Annotated in this window: 20 protein-coding genes and 1 pseudogene; 5 read left to right on the top strand and 16 right to left on the bottom strand. The window is 33.3% G+C overall.

The window, feature by feature from the left end; all coding sequences use genetic code 11:
• Positions 1-3: 3 nt before the first annotated feature.
• Entirely contained in the window at positions 4-861 is an 858-nt protein-coding gene (locus tag ACUXVC_RS05055) for a CheR family methyltransferase (protein ID WP_095691296.1), read from the top strand.
• 39 nt (positions 862-900) lie between these two features.
• Here the strand turns inward: ACUXVC_RS05055 and ACUXVC_RS05050 are convergent, their stop codons facing one another.
• From ACUXVC_RS05050 to rsbV, 5 genes are all read right to left on the bottom strand, one after another.
• On the bottom strand, positions 901-2,043 hold the full coding sequence (locus tag ACUXVC_RS05050) for a fused response regulator/phosphatase (RefSeq protein WP_089170540.1): 1,143 nt from the start codon (positions 2,041-2,043) through the stop codon (positions 901-903).
• 175 nt (positions 2,044-2,218) lie between these two features.
• Complete coding sequence (locus ACUXVC_RS05045; protein ID WP_000017741.1) at positions 2,219-2,659, bottom strand: ferritin-like domain-containing protein; 441 nt, start codon at positions 2,657-2,659, stop codon at positions 2,219-2,221.
• Positions 2,660-2,729: 70 nt separating this feature from the next.
• The gene (sigB, locus tag ACUXVC_RS05040) at positions 2,730-3,506 is read right to left on the bottom strand and encodes an RNA polymerase sigma factor SigB (RefSeq protein ID WP_089170539.1); all 777 of its coding nucleotides are present in this window, start codon (positions 3,504-3,506) and stop codon (positions 2,730-2,732) included.
• Positions 3,469-3,951: an anti-sigma B factor RsbW gene (gene rsbW, locus ACUXVC_RS05035; protein WP_000970576.1), complete on the bottom strand. Its 483-nt coding sequence runs from the start codon at positions 3,949-3,951 to the stop codon at positions 3,469-3,471. Before rsbW ends, sigB begins: the two co-directional genes overlap by 38 nt.
• Positions 3,952-3,957: 6 nt before the next feature.
• The gene (gene rsbV / locus ACUXVC_RS05030; RefSeq protein ID WP_002182514.1) at positions 3,958-4,296 is read right to left on the bottom strand and encodes an anti sigma b factor antagonist RsbV; all 339 of its coding nucleotides are present in this window, start codon (positions 4,294-4,296) and stop codon (positions 3,958-3,960) included.
• Positions 4,297-4,644: 348 nt separating this feature from the next.
• Between rsbV and ACUXVC_RS05025 the strand changes: the two are divergent.
• Positions 4,645-4,782: pseudogene (locus ACUXVC_RS05025) on the top strand (methyltransferase); the annotation flags it as partial.
• 33 nt (positions 4,783-4,815) lie between these two features.
• Here the strand turns inward: ACUXVC_RS05025 and ACUXVC_RS05020 are convergent.
• The 4 genes from ACUXVC_RS05020 to ACUXVC_RS05005 form a co-directional block, all read right to left on the bottom strand.
• The gene (locus tag ACUXVC_RS05020) at positions 4,816-6,285 is read right to left on the bottom strand and encodes an RNA-guided endonuclease InsQ/TnpB family protein (protein ID WP_446025951.1); all 1,470 of its coding nucleotides are present in this window, start codon (positions 6,283-6,285) and stop codon (positions 4,816-4,818) included.
• 316 nt (positions 6,286-6,601) lie between these two features.
• Positions 6,602-6,853 carry a GlsB/YeaQ/YmgE family stress response membrane protein gene (locus ACUXVC_RS05015; protein ID WP_000522903.1) on the bottom strand — a complete coding sequence of 84 codons (252 nt, stop codon included), beginning with the start codon at positions 6,851-6,853 and terminating at the stop codon, positions 6,602-6,604.
• A gap of 75 nt (positions 6,854-6,928) precedes the next feature.
• Positions 6,929-7,129 carry a CsbD family protein gene (locus ACUXVC_RS05010; protein WP_053565102.1) on the bottom strand — a complete coding sequence of 67 codons (201 nt, stop codon included), beginning with the start codon at positions 7,127-7,129 and terminating at the stop codon, positions 6,929-6,931.
• Positions 7,130-7,179: 50 nt separating this feature from the next.
• The gene (locus ACUXVC_RS05005) at positions 7,180-7,569 is read right to left on the bottom strand and encodes a general stress protein (RefSeq protein WP_053565103.1); all 390 of its coding nucleotides are present in this window, start codon (positions 7,567-7,569) and stop codon (positions 7,180-7,182) included.
• Between the two features lie 213 nt (positions 7,570-7,782).
• Here ACUXVC_RS05005 and ACUXVC_RS05000 point away from each other — a divergent pair, with 213 nt between their 5' ends.
• Positions 7,783-8,238: a hypothetical protein gene (locus ACUXVC_RS05000; protein ID WP_053565104.1), complete on the top strand. Its 456-nt coding sequence runs from the start codon at positions 7,783-7,785 to the stop codon at positions 8,236-8,238.
• Positions 8,239-8,309: 71 nt separating this feature from the next.
• Here ACUXVC_RS05000 and ACUXVC_RS04995 read toward each other — a convergent pair.
• Both ACUXVC_RS04995 and ACUXVC_RS04990 read right to left on the bottom strand, forming a co-directional pair.
• Positions 8,310-9,664, bottom strand: a protein-coding gene (locus tag ACUXVC_RS04995; protein ID WP_446025950.1) for an IS3 family transposase whose coding sequence is annotated in 2 segments (ribosomal slippage) — positions 8,310-9,211 and positions 9,211-9,664 — 1,356 coding nt in all. Because the reading frame shifts where the segments join, the coding sequence is not laid out codon by codon here.
• 105 nt (positions 9,665-9,769) lie between these two features.
• The gene (locus ACUXVC_RS04990) at positions 9,770-10,183 is read right to left on the bottom strand and encodes a hypothetical protein (protein ID WP_000120208.1); all 414 of its coding nucleotides are present in this window, start codon (positions 10,181-10,183) and stop codon (positions 9,770-9,772) included.
• A 356-nt stretch (positions 10,184-10,539) separates the two neighbouring features.
• Between ACUXVC_RS04990 and ACUXVC_RS04985 the strand changes: the two genes are divergently transcribed.
• Positions 10,540-10,647, top strand: coding sequence for a YjcZ family sporulation protein (locus tag ACUXVC_RS04985; RefSeq protein ID WP_000505670.1), 108 nt, complete (start codon positions 10,540-10,542; stop codon positions 10,645-10,647).
• A gap of 299 nt (positions 10,648-10,946) precedes the next feature.
• Positions 10,947-11,186 (top strand): DUF2798 domain-containing protein, encoded by a 240-nt coding sequence (locus tag ACUXVC_RS04980; RefSeq protein ID WP_000700210.1) that lies wholly within the window; start codon positions 10,947-10,949, stop codon positions 11,184-11,186.
• Positions 11,187-11,517: 331 nt separating this feature from the next.
• Here ACUXVC_RS04980 and ACUXVC_RS04975 read toward each other — a convergent pair whose 3' ends face one another.
• The 5 genes from ACUXVC_RS04975 to ACUXVC_RS04955 all read right to left on the bottom strand — a co-directional run bounded on the left by ACUXVC_RS04975 (position 11,518) and on the right by ACUXVC_RS04955 (position 16,983).
• Positions 11,518-12,426: an alpha/beta fold hydrolase gene (locus ACUXVC_RS04975; protein WP_048565187.1), complete on the bottom strand. Its 909-nt coding sequence runs from the start codon at positions 12,424-12,426 to the stop codon at positions 11,518-11,520.
• A 507-nt stretch (positions 12,427-12,933) separates the two neighbouring features.
• Positions 12,934-13,551: a DUF6241 domain-containing protein gene (locus ACUXVC_RS04970; protein ID WP_048565186.1), complete on the bottom strand. Its 618-nt coding sequence runs from the start codon at positions 13,549-13,551 to the stop codon at positions 12,934-12,936.
• 151 nt (positions 13,552-13,702) lie between these two features.
• Entirely contained in the window at positions 13,703-15,436 is a 1,734-nt protein-coding gene (locus tag ACUXVC_RS04965; RefSeq protein WP_098128061.1) for an S-layer homology domain-containing protein, read from the bottom strand.
• A gap of 303 nt (positions 15,437-15,739) precedes the next feature.
• The gene (locus tag ACUXVC_RS04960) at positions 15,740-15,877 is read right to left on the bottom strand and encodes a Phr family secreted Rap phosphatase inhibitor (protein ID WP_071731857.1); all 138 of its coding nucleotides are present in this window, start codon (positions 15,875-15,877) and stop codon (positions 15,740-15,742) included.
• On the bottom strand, positions 15,874-16,983 hold the full coding sequence (locus tag ACUXVC_RS04955; RefSeq protein WP_016082632.1) for a response regulator aspartate phosphatase: 1,110 nt from the start codon (positions 16,981-16,983) through the stop codon (positions 15,874-15,876). Before ACUXVC_RS04955 ends, ACUXVC_RS04960 begins: the two co-directional genes overlap by 4 nt.
• Positions 16,984-16,993 lie beyond the last annotated feature (10 nt).

The following is a 16,993-nucleotide window of genomic DNA, read 5'->3' as shown; positions in this document are numbered from 1 at the left end:
GGAGTGGAAAATAAGTATTATAATTTTGATCCATCAGTAGATACGGATGAGCGCACGAACTTAGAAATTGAATTACTATTGGAAGCGGTATTTAAACTATCAGGATTTGATTTTCGCCAATATGCTCGCACATCTATTTATAGAAGAATTTGTAATCGAATGCAGCTCTCTAATATCCCAACCATTTCAAAATTAATTGAAAAAGTAATTCACGAGGAAGGGGTTTTAGAACAGTTATTAAATGATTTCTCGATTAATGTAACTGAGATGTTCCGTAACCCTGCCTTTTTTAAAGCGCTTAGAGAGCATGTTATTCCTGAATTAAAAAAGCATCCCGAAATTAGAATTTGGCATGCTGGATGCGCAACTGGTGAAGAAGTATTATCGATGTCCATCTTACTTCACGAAGAAGGATTAAGTGAAAAGTCGGTTATTTACGCAACAGATATGAATACAAATGTGTTAAAAAAAGCAAAACAAGGCATCCTCCCGTTAAATAAAATGCAAACTTATACGAAAAACTATTTACAAGCTGGCGGTACACAAGCATTTTCTAACTATTATTCAACAGATAATCGTTTTGCTTATTTTAATCCTTCACTGTTACAAAACATTATTTTTGCACAGCATAATTTAGTAACCGATCAATCTTTTAACGAGTTTCATATTATACTTTGTCGTAACGTTTTAATTTACTTTACAAGTAAACTTCAAAATCAAGTGCAGCAACTATTTTATGAAAGCTTAAGTCACAATGGATTTCTATGTTTAGGAAATAAAGAAACTCTTCGTTTTTCAAATATAATGCCGCATTATACCCAATTTAATCCTAGTGAACAAATTTATCAAAAAATACAATAAAAAGCGTATGAAATCCTCTGTTTGGATTTCATACGCTTTTTATTTCGCATTCGTTTGTATCATAATTAGACACATATCATCTGATTGCGCTTTCTTTTGTTCTTCCTTGTAAAACCCTTCTATCTCGCCTTCTAAATCTCCCCATTTTCTTTCTGTAAAAGTACGTAATTTCTCTTCAGACTCAAATTCATCATTTGCAATTGCTTCAAGAACACCATCTGTAAACAATAATATTTGAGCGCTCTTCTCAAAAGGTATAACTGTCTTTTTAACTTTTATTTCATCAAAAAATCCTACGGCACAACTCCCGCGATCTAGTTCAACTACATTTGTTTCATCAACTAAAACATATCCAGAAGGATGCCCTGCATTTACATATTCAACTGTTCTATCTTCTGTATTAACAACTAAGTATATCGCCGTAAAATAATAAGGAATATTATCATTTTCATTATGTAAAAGGGTCATATATTTATTTAATTCTTTAATAACGAGTTCTGGATCAATTAAACATTTAATTGTTTCACGTAATACAGACGAAATAAACATACAAACTAATGAAGCAGATACACCATGTCCCATCACATCTAATAATATAATACCGTAGCGATTTTCATCGATTTTATACCAATAATACATATCTCCAGCTAGTTTAAATGAAGGTAAGTAACTTGCTTCAATTTTTATATGATCTTCTCTTAATGGGCTACTTAATAAGTTTCTTTGTACTTGCGTAGCTAAATCTAGTTCATTCCGAAGATTTTCTTCTTGTTCTTTATGCCAATTTAATTCTGATTTCAAGCGTAACGCTACACGCATACGTGCTAATAATTCAACTTTATTTATAGGTTTCGTAATATAATCCATTGCCCCCATATCAAGAGCTTCGGCCAATTTATTTGCATCCTCTAAAGCTGTAACAAAAATAATAGGAATATCTTTAAACTTCTCCTCTTTTTGTAATCGCCTACAAACTTCAAGTCCATCAATTTCAGGCATCATAATATCTAATAGTATTAAATCAATTTCATTATACCTGGAAGAATCTTCTCCAAATTGAATGTATTCGAAAAGCTCTTGTGCAGAATTCAGCGATACAAGATCCTGATATCCGGCTTGTTTTAAAATTTTTTCAATTACAAAGATGTTAACCGGATTATCATCGACAATTAAAATGGACACAAGTTATTTCCCCTTTTCTTATTTAAAATGTAAATCTATTATCATTTTCTATTTTTCTAGTATTGCATACTCAGTTACAAAATGAAAATTTCCTACTCTAACATAATTTTTATACAGCAAAAGAACAAACCCCCAGAAATGAGAGTTTGTTCTTTCATTCTATAAATTTCCACTATTAATTTAATACCATTGCTTTGTCATTTAAAAGACGATCTAATTCTTCCATATGATTTGTTTCATCTGCAATCATATCTTCTAACTTTACAACTAACTCTGTCATATTTAATTTCGCTGCCTGTTCTTTTCTCGTTTCATAACGCTTAATTGTCTCATATTCTGATTGTCTAGCGGATTCTAACATTTCTCTAACATCTTCTACTTGTTTCACTGGTAAAGGGATTGTAGTAGGTGTACCACCTAGCGTCTTAATTTTCTCCGCTAAATATAGGGCATGTCCTTGTTCATCACTAATTTCAGATTCAAAGAAAGGCTTTAACACTTGTCTATATATACCAGAAACTGTAGCTGCATTATGGTTATACATAATAATTGCTGCGTATTCTCCTGCTAAATCTTCATTCAATCCTTCGATTAGTTCTTTCACATCGTGTGACATTTTCATATCTCCTCCTATACTTAATAAGTACCCCTTTTCTCATGTTTTAAACATCATTATTTTAAATTTTTTATGTATCTAAAAATGCGGCTTGCTTCAATTTACTTATCGCTTGTCTTTTAATACGAGAAACGTGCATTTGTGAAATACCTAACCGTTCCCCTGTATCTTTTTGATTTAAATTTTCTCCAAATATATAATGAATAACACTCTTTTCCGTGTCATTTAATACGTTAAAAATATCCTTTAAAACGAGACGCCTTTCTGTCTCTTCATATCCTTTCTCTACTTCACCTACAGATTCAATTCTCGCTACCGAACTTCCATCAGATGCATTTTCAACTACATCATCTAAGGAAGATACTCGATAATTATTTTTCGCATCCATAATCTCTAGAACTTCCTCTTCCGATAGTCCTAAATGATTTGCGATTTCTATTATCCTCGGTGAACGTTGTAGGTGATCTGTTAGCTCCTCTATCGCAAGCTTAATTTTCCCGCCCAAATCTTTAATTCGCCTTGGAACGTGAATGCCCCAAGTTTTATCACGTAAATACTTCTTTATTTCGCCTACTATTGTAGGTATTGCAAAAGGCTCAAAGGCATTCCCTATCGAATAATCATACCTTCTTATTGCGCCTAAGAGCCCTAACATGCCTACTTGTATAATATCCTCATGCATCGGTCCGCCTTTTGAATAGCGATATGCAATGGAATAGACAAGATTTTTATAATGCTCAACTAACCTTTCCTGCGCTTCATCACATTGGTTTTGTTGGAAGTCTGCAATTAGTTTAATAACGTCTTCTTTAGTAAGATTCGTAGGTTGAGATTGGATTTCCATCATTCTCCACCTGCTCTCTTTGTATATATTTTGTCATTAAAACTGTCATGCCCTCATCATGCATGATTTGTATATCATCCATTAACGTATTAATTAAATATAAACCTAAACCATTTTCCGGCAAATGTTCTACTGGTTTACTAATATCATACGGACCAACTTTCCTTTTTAAGTTATTAAAATCAAAGCTAACCCCATTATCCGCAACCATAATTTCTAATCGATTTTCATATAGTCCAAAGACAATTGCAATTTCTCCAACGTCTTCTTTATATGCATGTTGTACAATATTTGTACATGCTTCACTAATAGCAATTTTCATATCTTCTATATCGTCATAAGCAAAGCCCATTCGATTCGCAACACCAGCCATTGTTAAACGAATAATAGCCACATATTCTGCCTTTGCAGGAATTTTCATTTCTATCTTTTCAAATCTCTCCATCATCCCTAGTCACCTTCTTTCTACTTTTTCAAAATCGGAATTCAAATTTAATATTTCTGTTAACCCTGTAATATCAAATAATCTTTTTAACCTTTTAGATACACCAATAAACTCTAGTTTTCCATCATTTTTCTTAACCGCTTTTAATAGCGCTATAAAAACACCTAAACCGGTGCTATCCATATAATCTACGTTATGAAAATCTACTACAATCTGAACCTCTTTTTCGCTTGCAATAGGCATAATCTTATTTTTCAAATCTGATGCCGTATACGCATCAATTTCACCATTAAGTTGTACCGTATAACCTACATTATTTTGCAAAATATTTATTGCCAAATTCATCATTTCCGCCCCCTTATCTCGAACTACTACTATGTTAATTACCCATAAAAATTAGTTTTAAACATATTTTTTTATTTTTATTATAAATAAAGTGAAACTTTAATCAGTGGGGGTTTTCTTCATCCCCCACTGATTATTAGTTGAACCAATCGGACTTTTATGGGCAGTTGATCCCCCACCTAATTTCTTTGCTCTGCTAAATTTTGAGGTGGGGGTCTTACTGCCCGTTAAAGCGGGATAAATTTTCTACACCTTTCTCAGCTTAACACTAAAAAAATACTACCAAATGTTTAAACCTTATAAATTTGTGTATATATAATCTATAAACATTATTTTTAGGGGGATCTATCTATGGAAGAGCACAACTTTAAAAAGGGAGATTTCGTTCAATTTTCTTATCGACACGATCATGCTACAAAATTAGTTGGTTCCATTATTAATATACTAACGAATACAATTGTAGTTGATATGAACACTCCCCCACTTAGCAAAGCTTGAAGTGGGGGTTTCTAACGTTTCGACCTAACGGACGATTAACGTCAGGGGAGTTAACACATTAGCGAGCTGTTTCACGCTTAACCCCTCTATCCCATTTGTCCATGCATTTGGGATTACTTTTCGTAAAATGTTAGCCGCAGCATTTACATCTGCATTAATTAAAGTTTTATTTGCTGAACGATATATGCCGCGCTTTATTCGTTTTCCTGAAAAAGTTGTGTTTTGGTCATTTTCTCCATACGTTGGAATGAAGTCGTTATCCAGAAAACTTGCTTTCGATGTATATGATTCTTCAGTTACAACAACTTGAATGCCTACAGCATTTGCTTTGTATGTAATCATTTGAATCAGTAAACTATGTGGGATATGACAAAACGATTGGTTATTTTTTTTTCCCATATTCGTTTTTTGTTTCCAGCTTTTGTTTTGACCAATAACGATTTTACAAACTTCTTCTTCTTGAGCTAGTTTTACAATACGGTGACTAACTTTATGGAAGACGTCTTTTATTTTCAAGTAACGTTTTTGATGAAGTTTTTCTATCCTTTTAGAAGTAAAAGGTCCTTCATTCGTTTGTTTTCCATTTCTAAGAATGCTTGTAAAATGACTCTTCATTTTATTGTAATATTGATTTATGCTTTTGATATGTTTGCCCTTAACAAGGACAGGTTTCATACCTGTGTTTGTTACGATGGTTGCAAGGTTATCAATACCTAAATCAATACTCATATAACGAGCATTCTCTTCAATCATTTGTTGTTCAGAAGGAACATCAATTACCAATTCCACTACATATTCATTGTATTTTGGAATCACACGAACTTGTTTCAGTTTACCTTCAGTGAAACCTAATTTCCCAATATTTAATTGCAATTTCGTCTTTGGAAACTTTAAAAATCTATCGTTTTTAATGATGCAATCTTGGTTTGTATACAGAATCTCTTTTTCAGAAGAACGAATATACTTTGGAATCCTAGGCATTCCAGCATATTTGTTTGGATTCTTTTTATAGTCTTTTAAACTAGCAAAAAAAGATTTCCAATTTTGGAACAAACCTTTCATGATTGACTGGCTACATTGCGTAGGCAAAGCTCGATAATCATTTTGAATCATAGCCTTAAATAGTGCATCTAGAAAGTTGTAATCTACATAAGGTTTTTCAAAATTAGGTTCTGAAAACAAATTACATGTAATCTCTTTCTGTTCTTCTTTAGGCTTTAGTTTCTCTTTTTCCAATTTCTTCCGATAGGCAAGACGTTGTGTGTCATTCATCTTACCAATATTTTTATGAATATGATCCAGAACTTCTTTTTGCAAAGGCTGCAACTCTTTTTCTTGTGTTAATCCAGTGTACACCTGGCGTATATAAAAGTTTGTGGTGTTGTACATGTTCTTAGCGTTATGACAACATTCTTGAAAATAAGAATACATACGATGCCCTTTTTTAATCCAAATTTGAAGAGTTTTATAGTTTGACGGATTTTCCTTTGTCATTTTATTCACCTCCTTGTTAAGGATATTATAGCAAAAACAGAACGTATGTTTCTATTATTTTCTTGAAAATAAAATATTTCTTTCGATTCACCTCACCACCTTCACTTACGTTTAGAAGTGGGAGTCCTCTCGAAAGGCATATGATAGAAAGTGTAATTTTAATAAGCGGGGCCTTCATCTCCCGCTTATTCCTATGCAGATTACATTAAAAAAGCATCCAAATTAGTTTAATTGGATGCTTTTTTATGTATATTTATCAGTTCATTCACTTTATAGTTATATATAATAAACTTAAGATTACTATTCATTATCATACTTACGCTTTCCGTAGCATTCTAGAGAAGAATGTAACGATTAAAATAAAGACGATTGCACCTAATAACGCTGGAAGAACAAAAATGCCTCCCCATTCAGGACCCCAATGACCAAATAACGCACTACCTACCCAAGATCCAATCAAACCAGCAATCACATTACCAACTATACCTAAAGGAAAGTCTTTTCCCGTAATCATTCCAGCTAACGCACCAATAAGTCCACCTACAATACACGTAATAATAAGTCCCACAATTAAACCTCCTATATTCGTTTTATATTGGATTTATCAAGCTTTGGTATGTAACCAAAGCTTGATAAACATGTATTATTCTTTATTATCCAATCCATCACTTATCTTTTGTTTCACTTTTCCGACTTTTTCTTTTATAGTTCCCTTCGTCTTCTCCCACTTCCCTTCATTTTTCAACTCTCTATCTTCTGTAACTTCACCAATTCCTTCTTTTAATTGCCCTTTTTTCTTTTCAACTTTACCAGTAATTTGTTCTTTCAGCCCGCTCTCACTCATATTTCCCATCTCCTTTTCGTAATAGATTTATAGATGTAAAGGGTACAAAATTAAATAGAATACATGCATCTTCTTTCTTGTAACCATTCACCGACTCTTTCTAAATCCTTAACGAATAACAAGATTTTTCCTTCATCCAGCTTTTCTTCATAAAAGTTCGCTTCTTCCTCATTAAGCCCTAACTCTTGCATTTTATTTCTTAACTGATCTCCCGTTTTTTGAAAGACGTTAATAATGCTTGTCCCAAGTCCTTCCTCTTTTATTCCAATCGTGTTCACGTCTGCATTATCTGCGATTCTATCTGTCCTCTCTTTCTCATGTGTTAACACGTAAATATCTTTTTGTTCTATTCCTTTCTTCACTAGATCATTCGCCGCATTCATGACCTCTTTCTCCGTAATAAATTCATATACAAAAGGTTTACTATACTTCGTTTCCATCTTTAACTTCCTCCTTTAAAATGAATTATTTGTTATATTATATGTAGTACACCTATTTTCGAAATGTTAAACATAAAATATGAAAAAAATTATGTGAATTTTAATTTTAATAGAAAATGAACAACATCATTTACCAATTTAAAACATCTTCCCCTTACAATAACTACCTAAATTAACAGAAAATTGTTATAATTAAATTCAAGGAGGGATACTATGAAAAAAATCATATCTATATGCGCTCTAACCGCTCTATCTTTCACTTTAATAGGTTGTACAAGCACCTCGGCTACAGATAAAGCTTCACAAGTTAAGCAAGAACACACACAACATACCTTTCAATTAAACTCCGCAAATATTTCAGACATTGAAATACTAAAAACAACAAATCATACTACTTCCAAATCTCAAACAGATAACGAAGAAATGATAAAATCTATCGTTTCAGCAGTTCAAAATGGAACACCTAAAACAATCACTTTAGATCAAAAAAAGAGAGAATCTGCACATTCTACTATTACCGTTACATATAAAGATGACTCAAAAGAAGAATTTCTTGTATGGGTTGATAATAAGGAACAAATTACAATCGCTAAAAATGAGAAGAAGGATAAGGTAGAAGGTGTGATAGTGAATATTAAAGATGCTAAAATGATGAAGGATTTCTTTTAAAATTCTAGTTAACGTAAAAAAAGAGTAGGATTACATGAAGTGACCCCTAAAAGTTAGACACGGTTATTTCATTAGGCAGCTTGATAAAAGTGAGTCCGGTATTGTACCGGGCTCATTTTTAATTTTGCCTTAATCCGTTTCGTATTATAATAATCTATATATTTTTCTAATTCTATTTTAAAGTGCTCTACATTTTCAAATTCTTTTATGTAGAGGAACTCCGACTTCATAATCCCAAAGAAATTTTCTATTACTGCGTTGTCGTAACAGTTGCCTTTTCGAGACATACTCTGGACGATAGCTCTTGATTCAAGTGTCCGGACGTACTGTCTCATTTGATAATGCCATCCTTGATCCGAATGTATCAGTAGCTGGTGGGTTTCAGGTAAACGTTCCAATGCTTTCTCTAACATGCCTGAAACAAGCGAATACGTCGGTCTAGAACCAATTGTATAGGTAATAATTTCACCATTATACAAATCTAATACAGGTGATACATACAGTTTTTCTCCAAACAATTTAAACTCTGTGATGTCTGTTACCCACTTTTGATTCGGTGCATCTGTATGAAAATTACGCTCTAAAATATTAGGTGCAATTCTACCGACTGTTCCTTTATAGGATTTATATTTCTTCATACGCACAACACACTTTAACCCAAGCTCTTTCATAATGCGCTGAACCTTCTTGTGGTTCACTTTCTGGCCACGATTCGTTAATTCATCACGAATGCGACGGTAACCATAACGACCTTCATTTTCCTCATAAATCGCTTTAATCTCAGCTTTCAAATCGGCATCTACATCTGGACGATTCATTTTCTTTACTAAATCATAATACGTGCTTCGAGGAATAGTAGCTAGCTCCACGAGTGCCTTCACCGAATATTTATGCCTTAATTCGTAGACTACTTGCGCTTTGTCTTGTTTTGTGATTTTTCCTTGTTTTGAACTAAGGCATTTAACTTTTTTAAGTACTCATTTTCCATCTCAAGCTGTTTAATGCGTGCTTCAAGTGCTTCGACTGACCCTTCAGCTAAAGGTTGTTTTAATTGTTTATTTGAATCTTTTTTCATGGATGGACGCCCCTTTTTCTTAGATTGAAGGGCATCAATTCCTTGTGTTTCGAGCTGTTTTTTCCAAACAGAAATCGTTGAAGGGGCAGGAATATTAAAGATAGCTGCCGTCTCAAATAAGGACATACCGTTTTCAATCATAAAGTTTAGTACGTCTAGTTTAAATTGTTGTGTGTAATTTGTACATCGTTTTAGAAAAGCTTCCAGACCATTCTGTTTATATTGGTTTACCCAATTCAAAATGATTGTGTCACTTATACCGAGCGATCTACCCATTTCTCGATAACTTTCATTTCCGTTCAAATAACGTAGAACGATTTGTATTTTTTCATCAGCTGTAAATTTAGCCATAGAAAAACTGCACCCCAATTGTTAGACTGTGTCTAACAATTGGGGTGCAGTTCAACATCCTACTCTTTTTTTTACTCATGCCCAATAAATAGACTTTTATAAAAGCTATTTAAGGTCTAATTTTGCTAAATCATGTTGTAAAACATTATTTCCTTCTTGTGGGTTAAATACGATTGCACTAAGACCAAAAACATTCGTCACAACATCTCTATCTTTCGGACGAATGATTCTTACTTCATAAGCAAAAAGTGCTGGAGGAAGAGCTGCTGAACGAAAAGTAACATATCGATTAGGTGGCAATGTTTGCGTTGAAGGGTCTATTAATGGTAACAATACCGGAGAACCAGATGACCAATCAAACATTTCAACAGTTACTCTACGAGTATCGTCAGGATCAACATTCATAGCATCCACAGTAAGAAATAACGTAGCGGAATGTCTACGTAATATACCCGTTGATAAAGTTTCATTATGATGTTCACAGCATTTTTTTGGAGGGTGACCATAGCCATAACTCATACCAATTCCCCCCTTTCATTTACAATTAAGGACAAGTATTCCTTATAATATATAATGCTAGTATTCTTTTATTGAAAGGTATAAAAGCGGATTTCCATCTATATTTTTAGATATTTTGTTTTTTATTTATTCGCTTTTAAAGAATGATATAGACTCTCCTATTTTGCCTTTGAATTCCTTCTAAGAATATATTCTGCCCTCATCAATCGAGGTCTTACTCCCCGACAAATAGCGGGATAAATCTATTTTGGAAAGGACCTGCTCCATTCATTCGTAAAAGCATACAGTAAATGGAATCCGTTAAAACACATGAGTGACCCCTTGGTTTTCCCTTCCTATTAAAAGGAGGAACTGTTATGGGCTTTGGTGGTAGTTGTGGTGGCTGTGGCTTCGCTGGAGGATTTGCTTTATTAGTTGTATTGTTCATTTTATTAATCATCGTTGGAGCTGCTTGCTTCTGCTAAAAAACTATCGGAAAAGACACTTTTATATGAGTGTCTTTTCTTCATAAAAAATACGCAATGTGCAGTTTAAGTGTAAGATGTAGTATTACATCCCCCTCCAAAATGAACTTCGATACTATAAATTTCGTTTAAGTGCAATCTTAAAATTTTAGTTTAATAGCAATATGGTGAAACTCTATTCCATATAATATTGCTATTGCAGAAAAGTAAAACAAACTGGACAACCTAGATTTCAAACTGTAAGATTAGATGTTGGTGAAATTGGGCAGCAAAGCATATATAGAAAATAGGTGTTAATTTTGAAAATCAATAAAAAATTCGAACCAATAATTTTTAATATCTTTATGATTTTAGGTATATCTAGTATTATCTCTTTCGTCATGGTTTCAATGAATGTTGGATATACAGCTTTATTTCTCAAATCATGGATGAAAACATGGGGAATTGCTTTCGTACTTGCATTTTTAGCTTCTAAATTATTACCCTTTGTAGTTAAAAAGATAATGAAAATCTTCACTTTTGTTGAGAATGATGCTTAAGAATAAAGTGATGTACTACTCCGGTTCATTCCAATTAAAAGAGTTTATTATCACAAAAACTTAACCTAGTAAAATGTTTCAAATCGAAGGAAGACATCTTATAGGTTGTCTTTTCTTTATAAGTAAAAAAAGCCCACCTATTTCCGTAGGCGGGCTTTATCTTTATTACACAATACGAAATTATACTCTCTTTTTCACTGAAATTTTATGTAATTATACATATTCATGAAAGTAGAAGAATTAAACTATGCCAAAATAAAAAATGGGCTAAACCCCCTAAATAGCTATATAGAGATGAAGTTGTTATGACAACATATTTTCCACTTTCAACTTAGTTATCCTTAGAATGCTTTTCTACAAAATCAAGGATCCTAGCATTAACCTCGTTAGAGAACTCACCATTGATTGCGTGAGATGCATTTTTCCAATTAACTATATCAATATCTTTAACGTATTTTTTTCCAGTTTCAACTGCTTTTACCGAATTGTGCATTGTACTTTTTTCAGCCATAAGTGCAAGCACTGGAATATCAATACTTTTTAAGTCTTCTTTACTAAATAAATCAGGCGCTGGTGTTTTCAGTTTATAGTTACGCATACCCGACTCGATTAACTTAGCGATAGGCTCATCGTCACTTGCTTCTGCTCCTCCAGAAACATAGCTTAACATCTTTTCTCTTAAAAACTTAGGTACAATAGGAACGGAAGCTGGAATAGATGCCAGAATCATTTTTATGGATATTTGCGCAAATACAAAGACTGGATCTAATAAACTAGCCGTAGCAATATGCTCAGGATTATATCTAGCCAAGTTCATTGTTGTCCAGCCTCCAATGGAGACACCCACGATATGCACTTTTTCTAAACCTAATCCTTCAATTACTTCATTTAGCCATTCTGCTTGTTGCTTTTGGTTTTCAATCACCTTCGTTTGCACACTCATCCCAGGTTCACCGAGTAAGTCTATCGTATAAACAGGCCTTTTCTCCCTTAGCCCTTCTAAATTTGGGCCCCACATTGGAGTAGATGCACCGCGTCCAGGGAGTAAGAGTATTGGTTCCTTATGTTTGTTTTCTTCTTTAGTAAAGTAATAAGCACGAATTGTGCCATATTTAGTTTTTATATCTTTCGTTTCGTTAGGTTTTGGAAGGAGTGCCATTGATTCATCGTAGGCAATTTGAAAATCTTCCTTTCCTTTTTCAGATATAAAATGACCAATCTTATTATCATCTCTCTTCATTTGAATTCCTCCTTTCTACAAATATATGGATGAACTTTATCTATATATTCATCGTAATCATCCATTGAAAATTTATCTTCTTTAAGGCAAGACTCTTATTTAGAAAAAAGAATAGACACCCTAAGGTGCCTTCCTCCGACTTGAACCATCTTAATTTTAATAATATGTATTGGACTCCAGTCCAACTATTATTTTACCACGTTAAGTTGTTTTGTTTATTAAGAAATACAATGTTTTATTTACGCTAATCTTCTGTATTAGTTCATTTTGTAGTCCGTGCAGCGGTTAACAAGAAGATAATAGCATTGATGACACCTAAAAGTCCCTGCTTAATCCACATAGATAATGCAGCATTTGTGCCAATGGCTAGAAAGATAAGCATTACTGTGTATCTATTGAATCTCAGTATAGACAACCTCCCAATGGGACTATATTTAAGGGAATTTCATCATTTTTTTGTTCCGTAAAACATTGTACTTCCTAGTGAAGAGAAATTCAGTTTTACTTCTATAACTCGCCCTGTTTCCACTCTTTATTATGGATGTCCAATCCTTCTTGACCAAAGAAATGGAGAATAAATTCTTTTTCATCACTATCAGGTTTTTTAGCTAGTTTAGATCCCTCCATACTTTGCTTTTTTCCTGAACGTAAATAATGAATTTCTTCAAAGTCTTTAACTACAGATACGAACTCTCCATCATACCATTTGTTCAGAATAGATTCATATTTTGGTCTTTCATCATTATTAATAACATTTAAGTTGTTTTTTAAGTATTGAATGTTTTCTTTCGTCATTTGAAATCGCCCTACATCACGGGTACCGGAAACATGAAGATTATTCCCATTGAATGTGAGTTTTTGTAAAGACATATGTATCATCATATCATTTATAGTTTGCTCGTTTTGGATTTCACCAATCGACTGTGCCGCTTTAGAGAGTTCATCTTCACTTACTACATAACTATCTTTTTGCTGCTTTTGAATGGTTTGAACTTTCGGTTTTTCCTGAACCTTTTCTTCTTGTTTAGGTTTTGATTCAGTTGTAGTCTTCTCATTTGAGCTACAAGCAGCCATTCCCATAAGCAATGTACCGCATGTTAATGCCATTAGTAACTTTCGGTTCATTTTTTTTCGCCTATCTGTATTAGTTATTTTAAACAGTTTTTTTAATGTAAGATTTCTCATCTTATAGTAGCAAAGAATTTATCTGTATATTGTCATGTTTTGTCGAAGAATAATAAAAAACAACCTAGATCCTATAGGATCTAGGTTGTTTTTAATACGTAAACGTAATCGTCACTAAAGAATACCCTTCTTTCGCATTGTAAGGCTCCGCTTTATAAGAAACTCGATTTGCCCCTTGCGGATAATCGATTTCGCCAATTGCCTTTTTCACATCTTGCAGTGCACCATTCATTGATTGCTTGTACAGCACTTCAATTTTCTCTGGTTTCGCACTATAGCGCTGCTGCATTTTATTTTTTAATTCGGTATAGTTGTTTGCGATATATTCAGTTCCTAAATAGTTTAACTTTGTATCTTTTAATATTTGCTGATATGCAGGCGTTTTCGTACTACCTGCCGCAATTTTGTTTGTCAGTGTACTATAATAATTTGTTGTAGCTTGCGGATAGTCTCCGCCGTTCCACTCATGATTTCTTGCAATTTGTTCATCTGATAAATTGAAATACGAATACGTTACGCGGCCCTGTTCATCTGGAACCGGATCATCGAATGTTGTATCAAGGTGATACCATTTATTTTCGATTTTCACTAAATTCCAAGCATGAGGTTGTCCGTCCCCAGTTCCTGTCACGAAATGATTTTCAATTCCTGCTTCTTTTAATAATTGATACGTTAATAGTGCGTAACCTTGGCAAACCGCAGAACGATTTACTAGTGCTTCATATGCTGTGTAAGCTTTATAAGACGTATCATAAGAAACATGTTTTACTACGTAATCATGAATCGCCTTCACTTTTTCGTGATCATCCATTCCAACTTGAGTAATAGAAGAAACGATTGCTTTCGCTTGTTTCATGACATATTCCGTCTGTTCTTTCGTTTCACGATATGTAATCTTAAGCGTAAATGTATAATTTCCAGGTGATCCAGAAAGTCCATATGAAACATTCGATCTATTATTATTTGTATACTCATTTTTACTTGCAACTTCTTTATATGCGTTAAAAAGTGTATTCATCACTTCGTTTGTATTATTGTTTTTCGTTTTATATGGAAGTGTAATATTTGTCTCGTATGTATTAATACGCTTTTTTACTTCTTCTTTAAAAGCTGTTAATAATGCCGCATCTCCTGTGTCTTTCACATCAGCATTTTTATACTTCAAAGTTTTATATAAAAACTGTGCATACTGTTCACGTGTTACTGTGCCATACGGTTCAAAATTCCCGTTCCCTGTGCCATCTGCGATTCCATTTGACTGCACTGCACTAATTGCGTTTTCTGCCCAAAATGGATTTGGAACATCCTTAAAGGTATGTTTTTGTTTTGCCGCAAGATGGAAAGCATTTGTAAGAATTTGTGCCATTTCCGCACGACTCACAGAAGCTTTCGGTCTAAATTGGCCATTTTCATCACCTTTAAAAACTCCTAAATTCGTTAAAGTTAATACCTCTTCTGGAAACATTGTAGAACTTTGATTAATATCACCGTAAGGATTTTTAAACGTAGACCCATCCTTTAATACGTAACGAGTTCCATCATTACTAAACGAACCGCCTTGTTTATTCGGTACTAACACTCGATAAATTAAAGCCGCAACTTGCTCCCTTGTCGCAACATCTCCAAAACCAAATATCCCATTCCCATAACCGGAAATAATATTTTTACTCGCTAAATCTTTAATCGCAGGATATGACCAATGTGATGTCGGCACATCAGAAAAAACACCCACTTCAGCAGCCTTCACACCACTGCCATTTGTATATAACAACGCACCACCAATAAGTGATAATGATGTAATTGATTTTAATAGTTTTGTATACATAATGTCTTCTCCCAATACGTTCTCTATTTTTGTTGGTTTATGTCGAAAAATCTAAAAATATGACAAAATATATTATACAATTAAAAGTTTTTAAGGGATATATTGAATTTTAAAATATGCAAAAATTCATATTGTTATAAGGATTCATAGTGATATTATGTTATTTTACTTGCGAATATATAAATAAAAAAACGCTCATCTGAGCGTTTCATCTATATACTTATTAGTTACTTTTTCTTCACTTAGAACTCTTCTTCGGTAATCATCCTTCGATCTAACAACTCTTTATACTTCAATATTTCTTCAGCCCCACGGCTCTCCATGCGTATATTGTATAACACTTGTTGTATTGACCTTTGATTGGTCCGTTGAAACATTTACTCCATTTAATAGTATGACCGTAATTATTAATCCAATTGAACTGCTGATGATCCTTTTCATTTTAAAGCCCCTTTCTGAAAACCTTTTTCTTTTTCTTTATATCCTAAATAGAAGTATTCACTAGATTTTATTGAATTTCCTTCTTCATGATATTTAACCGCTAATTTTTCAGCATATTCCTGGACATATTGCCATAAACCTACTTCATTAAAGAAAGAAATTCCTTTAGAAATGGCTAACTCTAATTCTTCAGCAGAAACATTCTCATTCATTTCTTTTAGAATTGTAAAATGATGTTCATATTCTTTTTGTTCCAGTTCATTACAAATTATTAATCCTTTTTCAATTAAGGACGCTGCAAGCTTTGTCTTTCCTAACTTTAAATTCTCTCTAGCTTCCAAAAAAATCGCTCTAAAGTGATTCGGAATTTTTTGTGATACTTCTGATAAGTAACGAAGTGCTAAATCAGATAGGTTTTGCTCTGCATACATAACCCCTAAACTATGTCGAACTCGTAACATTAGCTCCTCTTCATTCTGCTTTTTCAAAATATCCAGAGACGACATGAAATAAACTTCTGCTTGTTCAAATTCATTTAGCTTTACACATGCTAAACCCAGAACATTGTCACATGCTGCCACCTTCCTGCTATACCCGTACAGCCCTTCAAATGTATTCCTTGCTCTAGTTGCATATTGAATTACTAAAATAGGCTGGCAAACGTGATAATAATAGCTTGATAGCTTAAAGTTAAATTCTGCTTTTTCGATTGGATCTTGAATATTTCCCAACAAAGATTCTGCTATTCCATAATGCTTTTCAGCCACTTTAAAATCACCGTTTACTGTAGCATGAGAAGCCTTAAAGAAATGGTAATAATATAATAAAGATTCATCTGATGGAGCTTCATCTAACTTCATTTTTCTTAGATCATTCTTAGATATGTCAGATTGATGGGGATAAAACTCTGCACTTAACATTTTAAATCTAAAATCTACAAGTGAATAAAACTCTGTATTCTTTCGATCTTCTTCCATACTATTAACTTTTGTATCAATACTTTGTTTTAATTCCTTTGCCTTAGAGAAATTCTGTGAACGAATTTCTCTATACCACTCATGTAAAAGTAAATTGATTTCTTCCTTTTTTATTACATGTACACTCATATAGCCCCTT

The sequence above is a fragment of the Bacillus sp. N6 genome (assembly GCF_052805735.1).
The sequence above is the reverse complement of the archived record's forward strand: the minus strand, read 5'-3'. Positions and strand labels throughout refer to the sequence as shown.

What these genes read in the sequence shown, in the direction of transcription:
- ACUXVC_RS04965 (WP_098128061.1), bottom strand. Translation starts at nt 15,436, where the DNA reads ATGTATACAAAACTATTAAAATCAATTACATCATTATCACTTATTGGT.
- rsbV (WP_002182514.1), bottom strand. Translation starts at nt 4,296, where the DNA reads ATGATGAATTTGGCAATAAATATTTTGCAAAATAATGTAGGTTATACG.
- ACUXVC_RS05000 (WP_053565104.1), top strand. Translation starts at nt 7,783, where the DNA reads ATGAAAAAAATCATATCTATATGCGCTCTAACCGCTCTATCTTTCACT.
- ACUXVC_RS04970 (WP_048565186.1), bottom strand. Translation starts at nt 13,551, where the DNA reads ATGAACCGAAAGTTACTAATGGCATTAACATGCGGTACATTGCTTATG.
- ACUXVC_RS04955 (WP_016082632.1), bottom strand. Translation starts at nt 16,983, where the DNA reads ATGAGTGTACATGTAATAAAAAAGGAAGAAATCAATTTACTTTTACAT.
- ACUXVC_RS05020 (WP_446025951.1), bottom strand. Translation starts at nt 6,285, where the DNA reads ATGACAAAGGAAAATCCGTCAAACTATAAAACTCTTCAAATTTGGATT.
- ACUXVC_RS05045 (WP_000017741.1), bottom strand. Translation starts at nt 2,659, where the DNA reads ATGTCACACGATGTGAAAGAACTAATCGAAGGATTGAATGAAGATTTA.
- ACUXVC_RS04960 (WP_071731857.1), bottom strand. Translation starts at nt 15,877, where the DNA reads ATGAAAAGGATCATCAGCAGTTCAATTGGATTAATAATTACGGTCATA.
- sigB (WP_089170539.1), bottom strand. Translation starts at nt 3,506, where the DNA reads ATGATGGAAATCCAATCTCAACCTACGAATCTTACTAAAGAAGACGTT.
- ACUXVC_RS04990 (WP_000120208.1), bottom strand. Translation starts at nt 10,183, where the DNA reads ATGAGTTATGGCTATGGTCACCCTCCAAAAAAATGCTGTGAACATCAT.
- ACUXVC_RS04985 (WP_000505670.1), top strand. Translation starts at nt 10,540, where the DNA reads ATGGGCTTTGGTGGTAGTTGTGGTGGCTGTGGCTTCGCTGGAGGATTT.
- ACUXVC_RS05005 (WP_053565103.1), bottom strand. Translation starts at nt 7,569, where the DNA reads ATGGAAACGAAGTATAGTAAACCTTTTGTATATGAATTTATTACGGAG.
- ACUXVC_RS05010 (WP_053565102.1), bottom strand. Translation starts at nt 7,129, where the DNA reads ATGAGTGAGAGCGGGCTGAAAGAACAAATTACTGGTAAAGTTGAAAAG.
- rsbW (WP_000970576.1), bottom strand. Translation starts at nt 3,951, where the DNA reads ATGATGGAGAGATTTGAAAAGATAGAAATGAAAATTCCTGCAAAGGCA.
- ACUXVC_RS04975 (WP_048565187.1), bottom strand. Translation starts at nt 12,426, where the DNA reads ATGAAGAGAGATGATAATAAGATTGGTCATTTTATATCTGAAAAAGGA.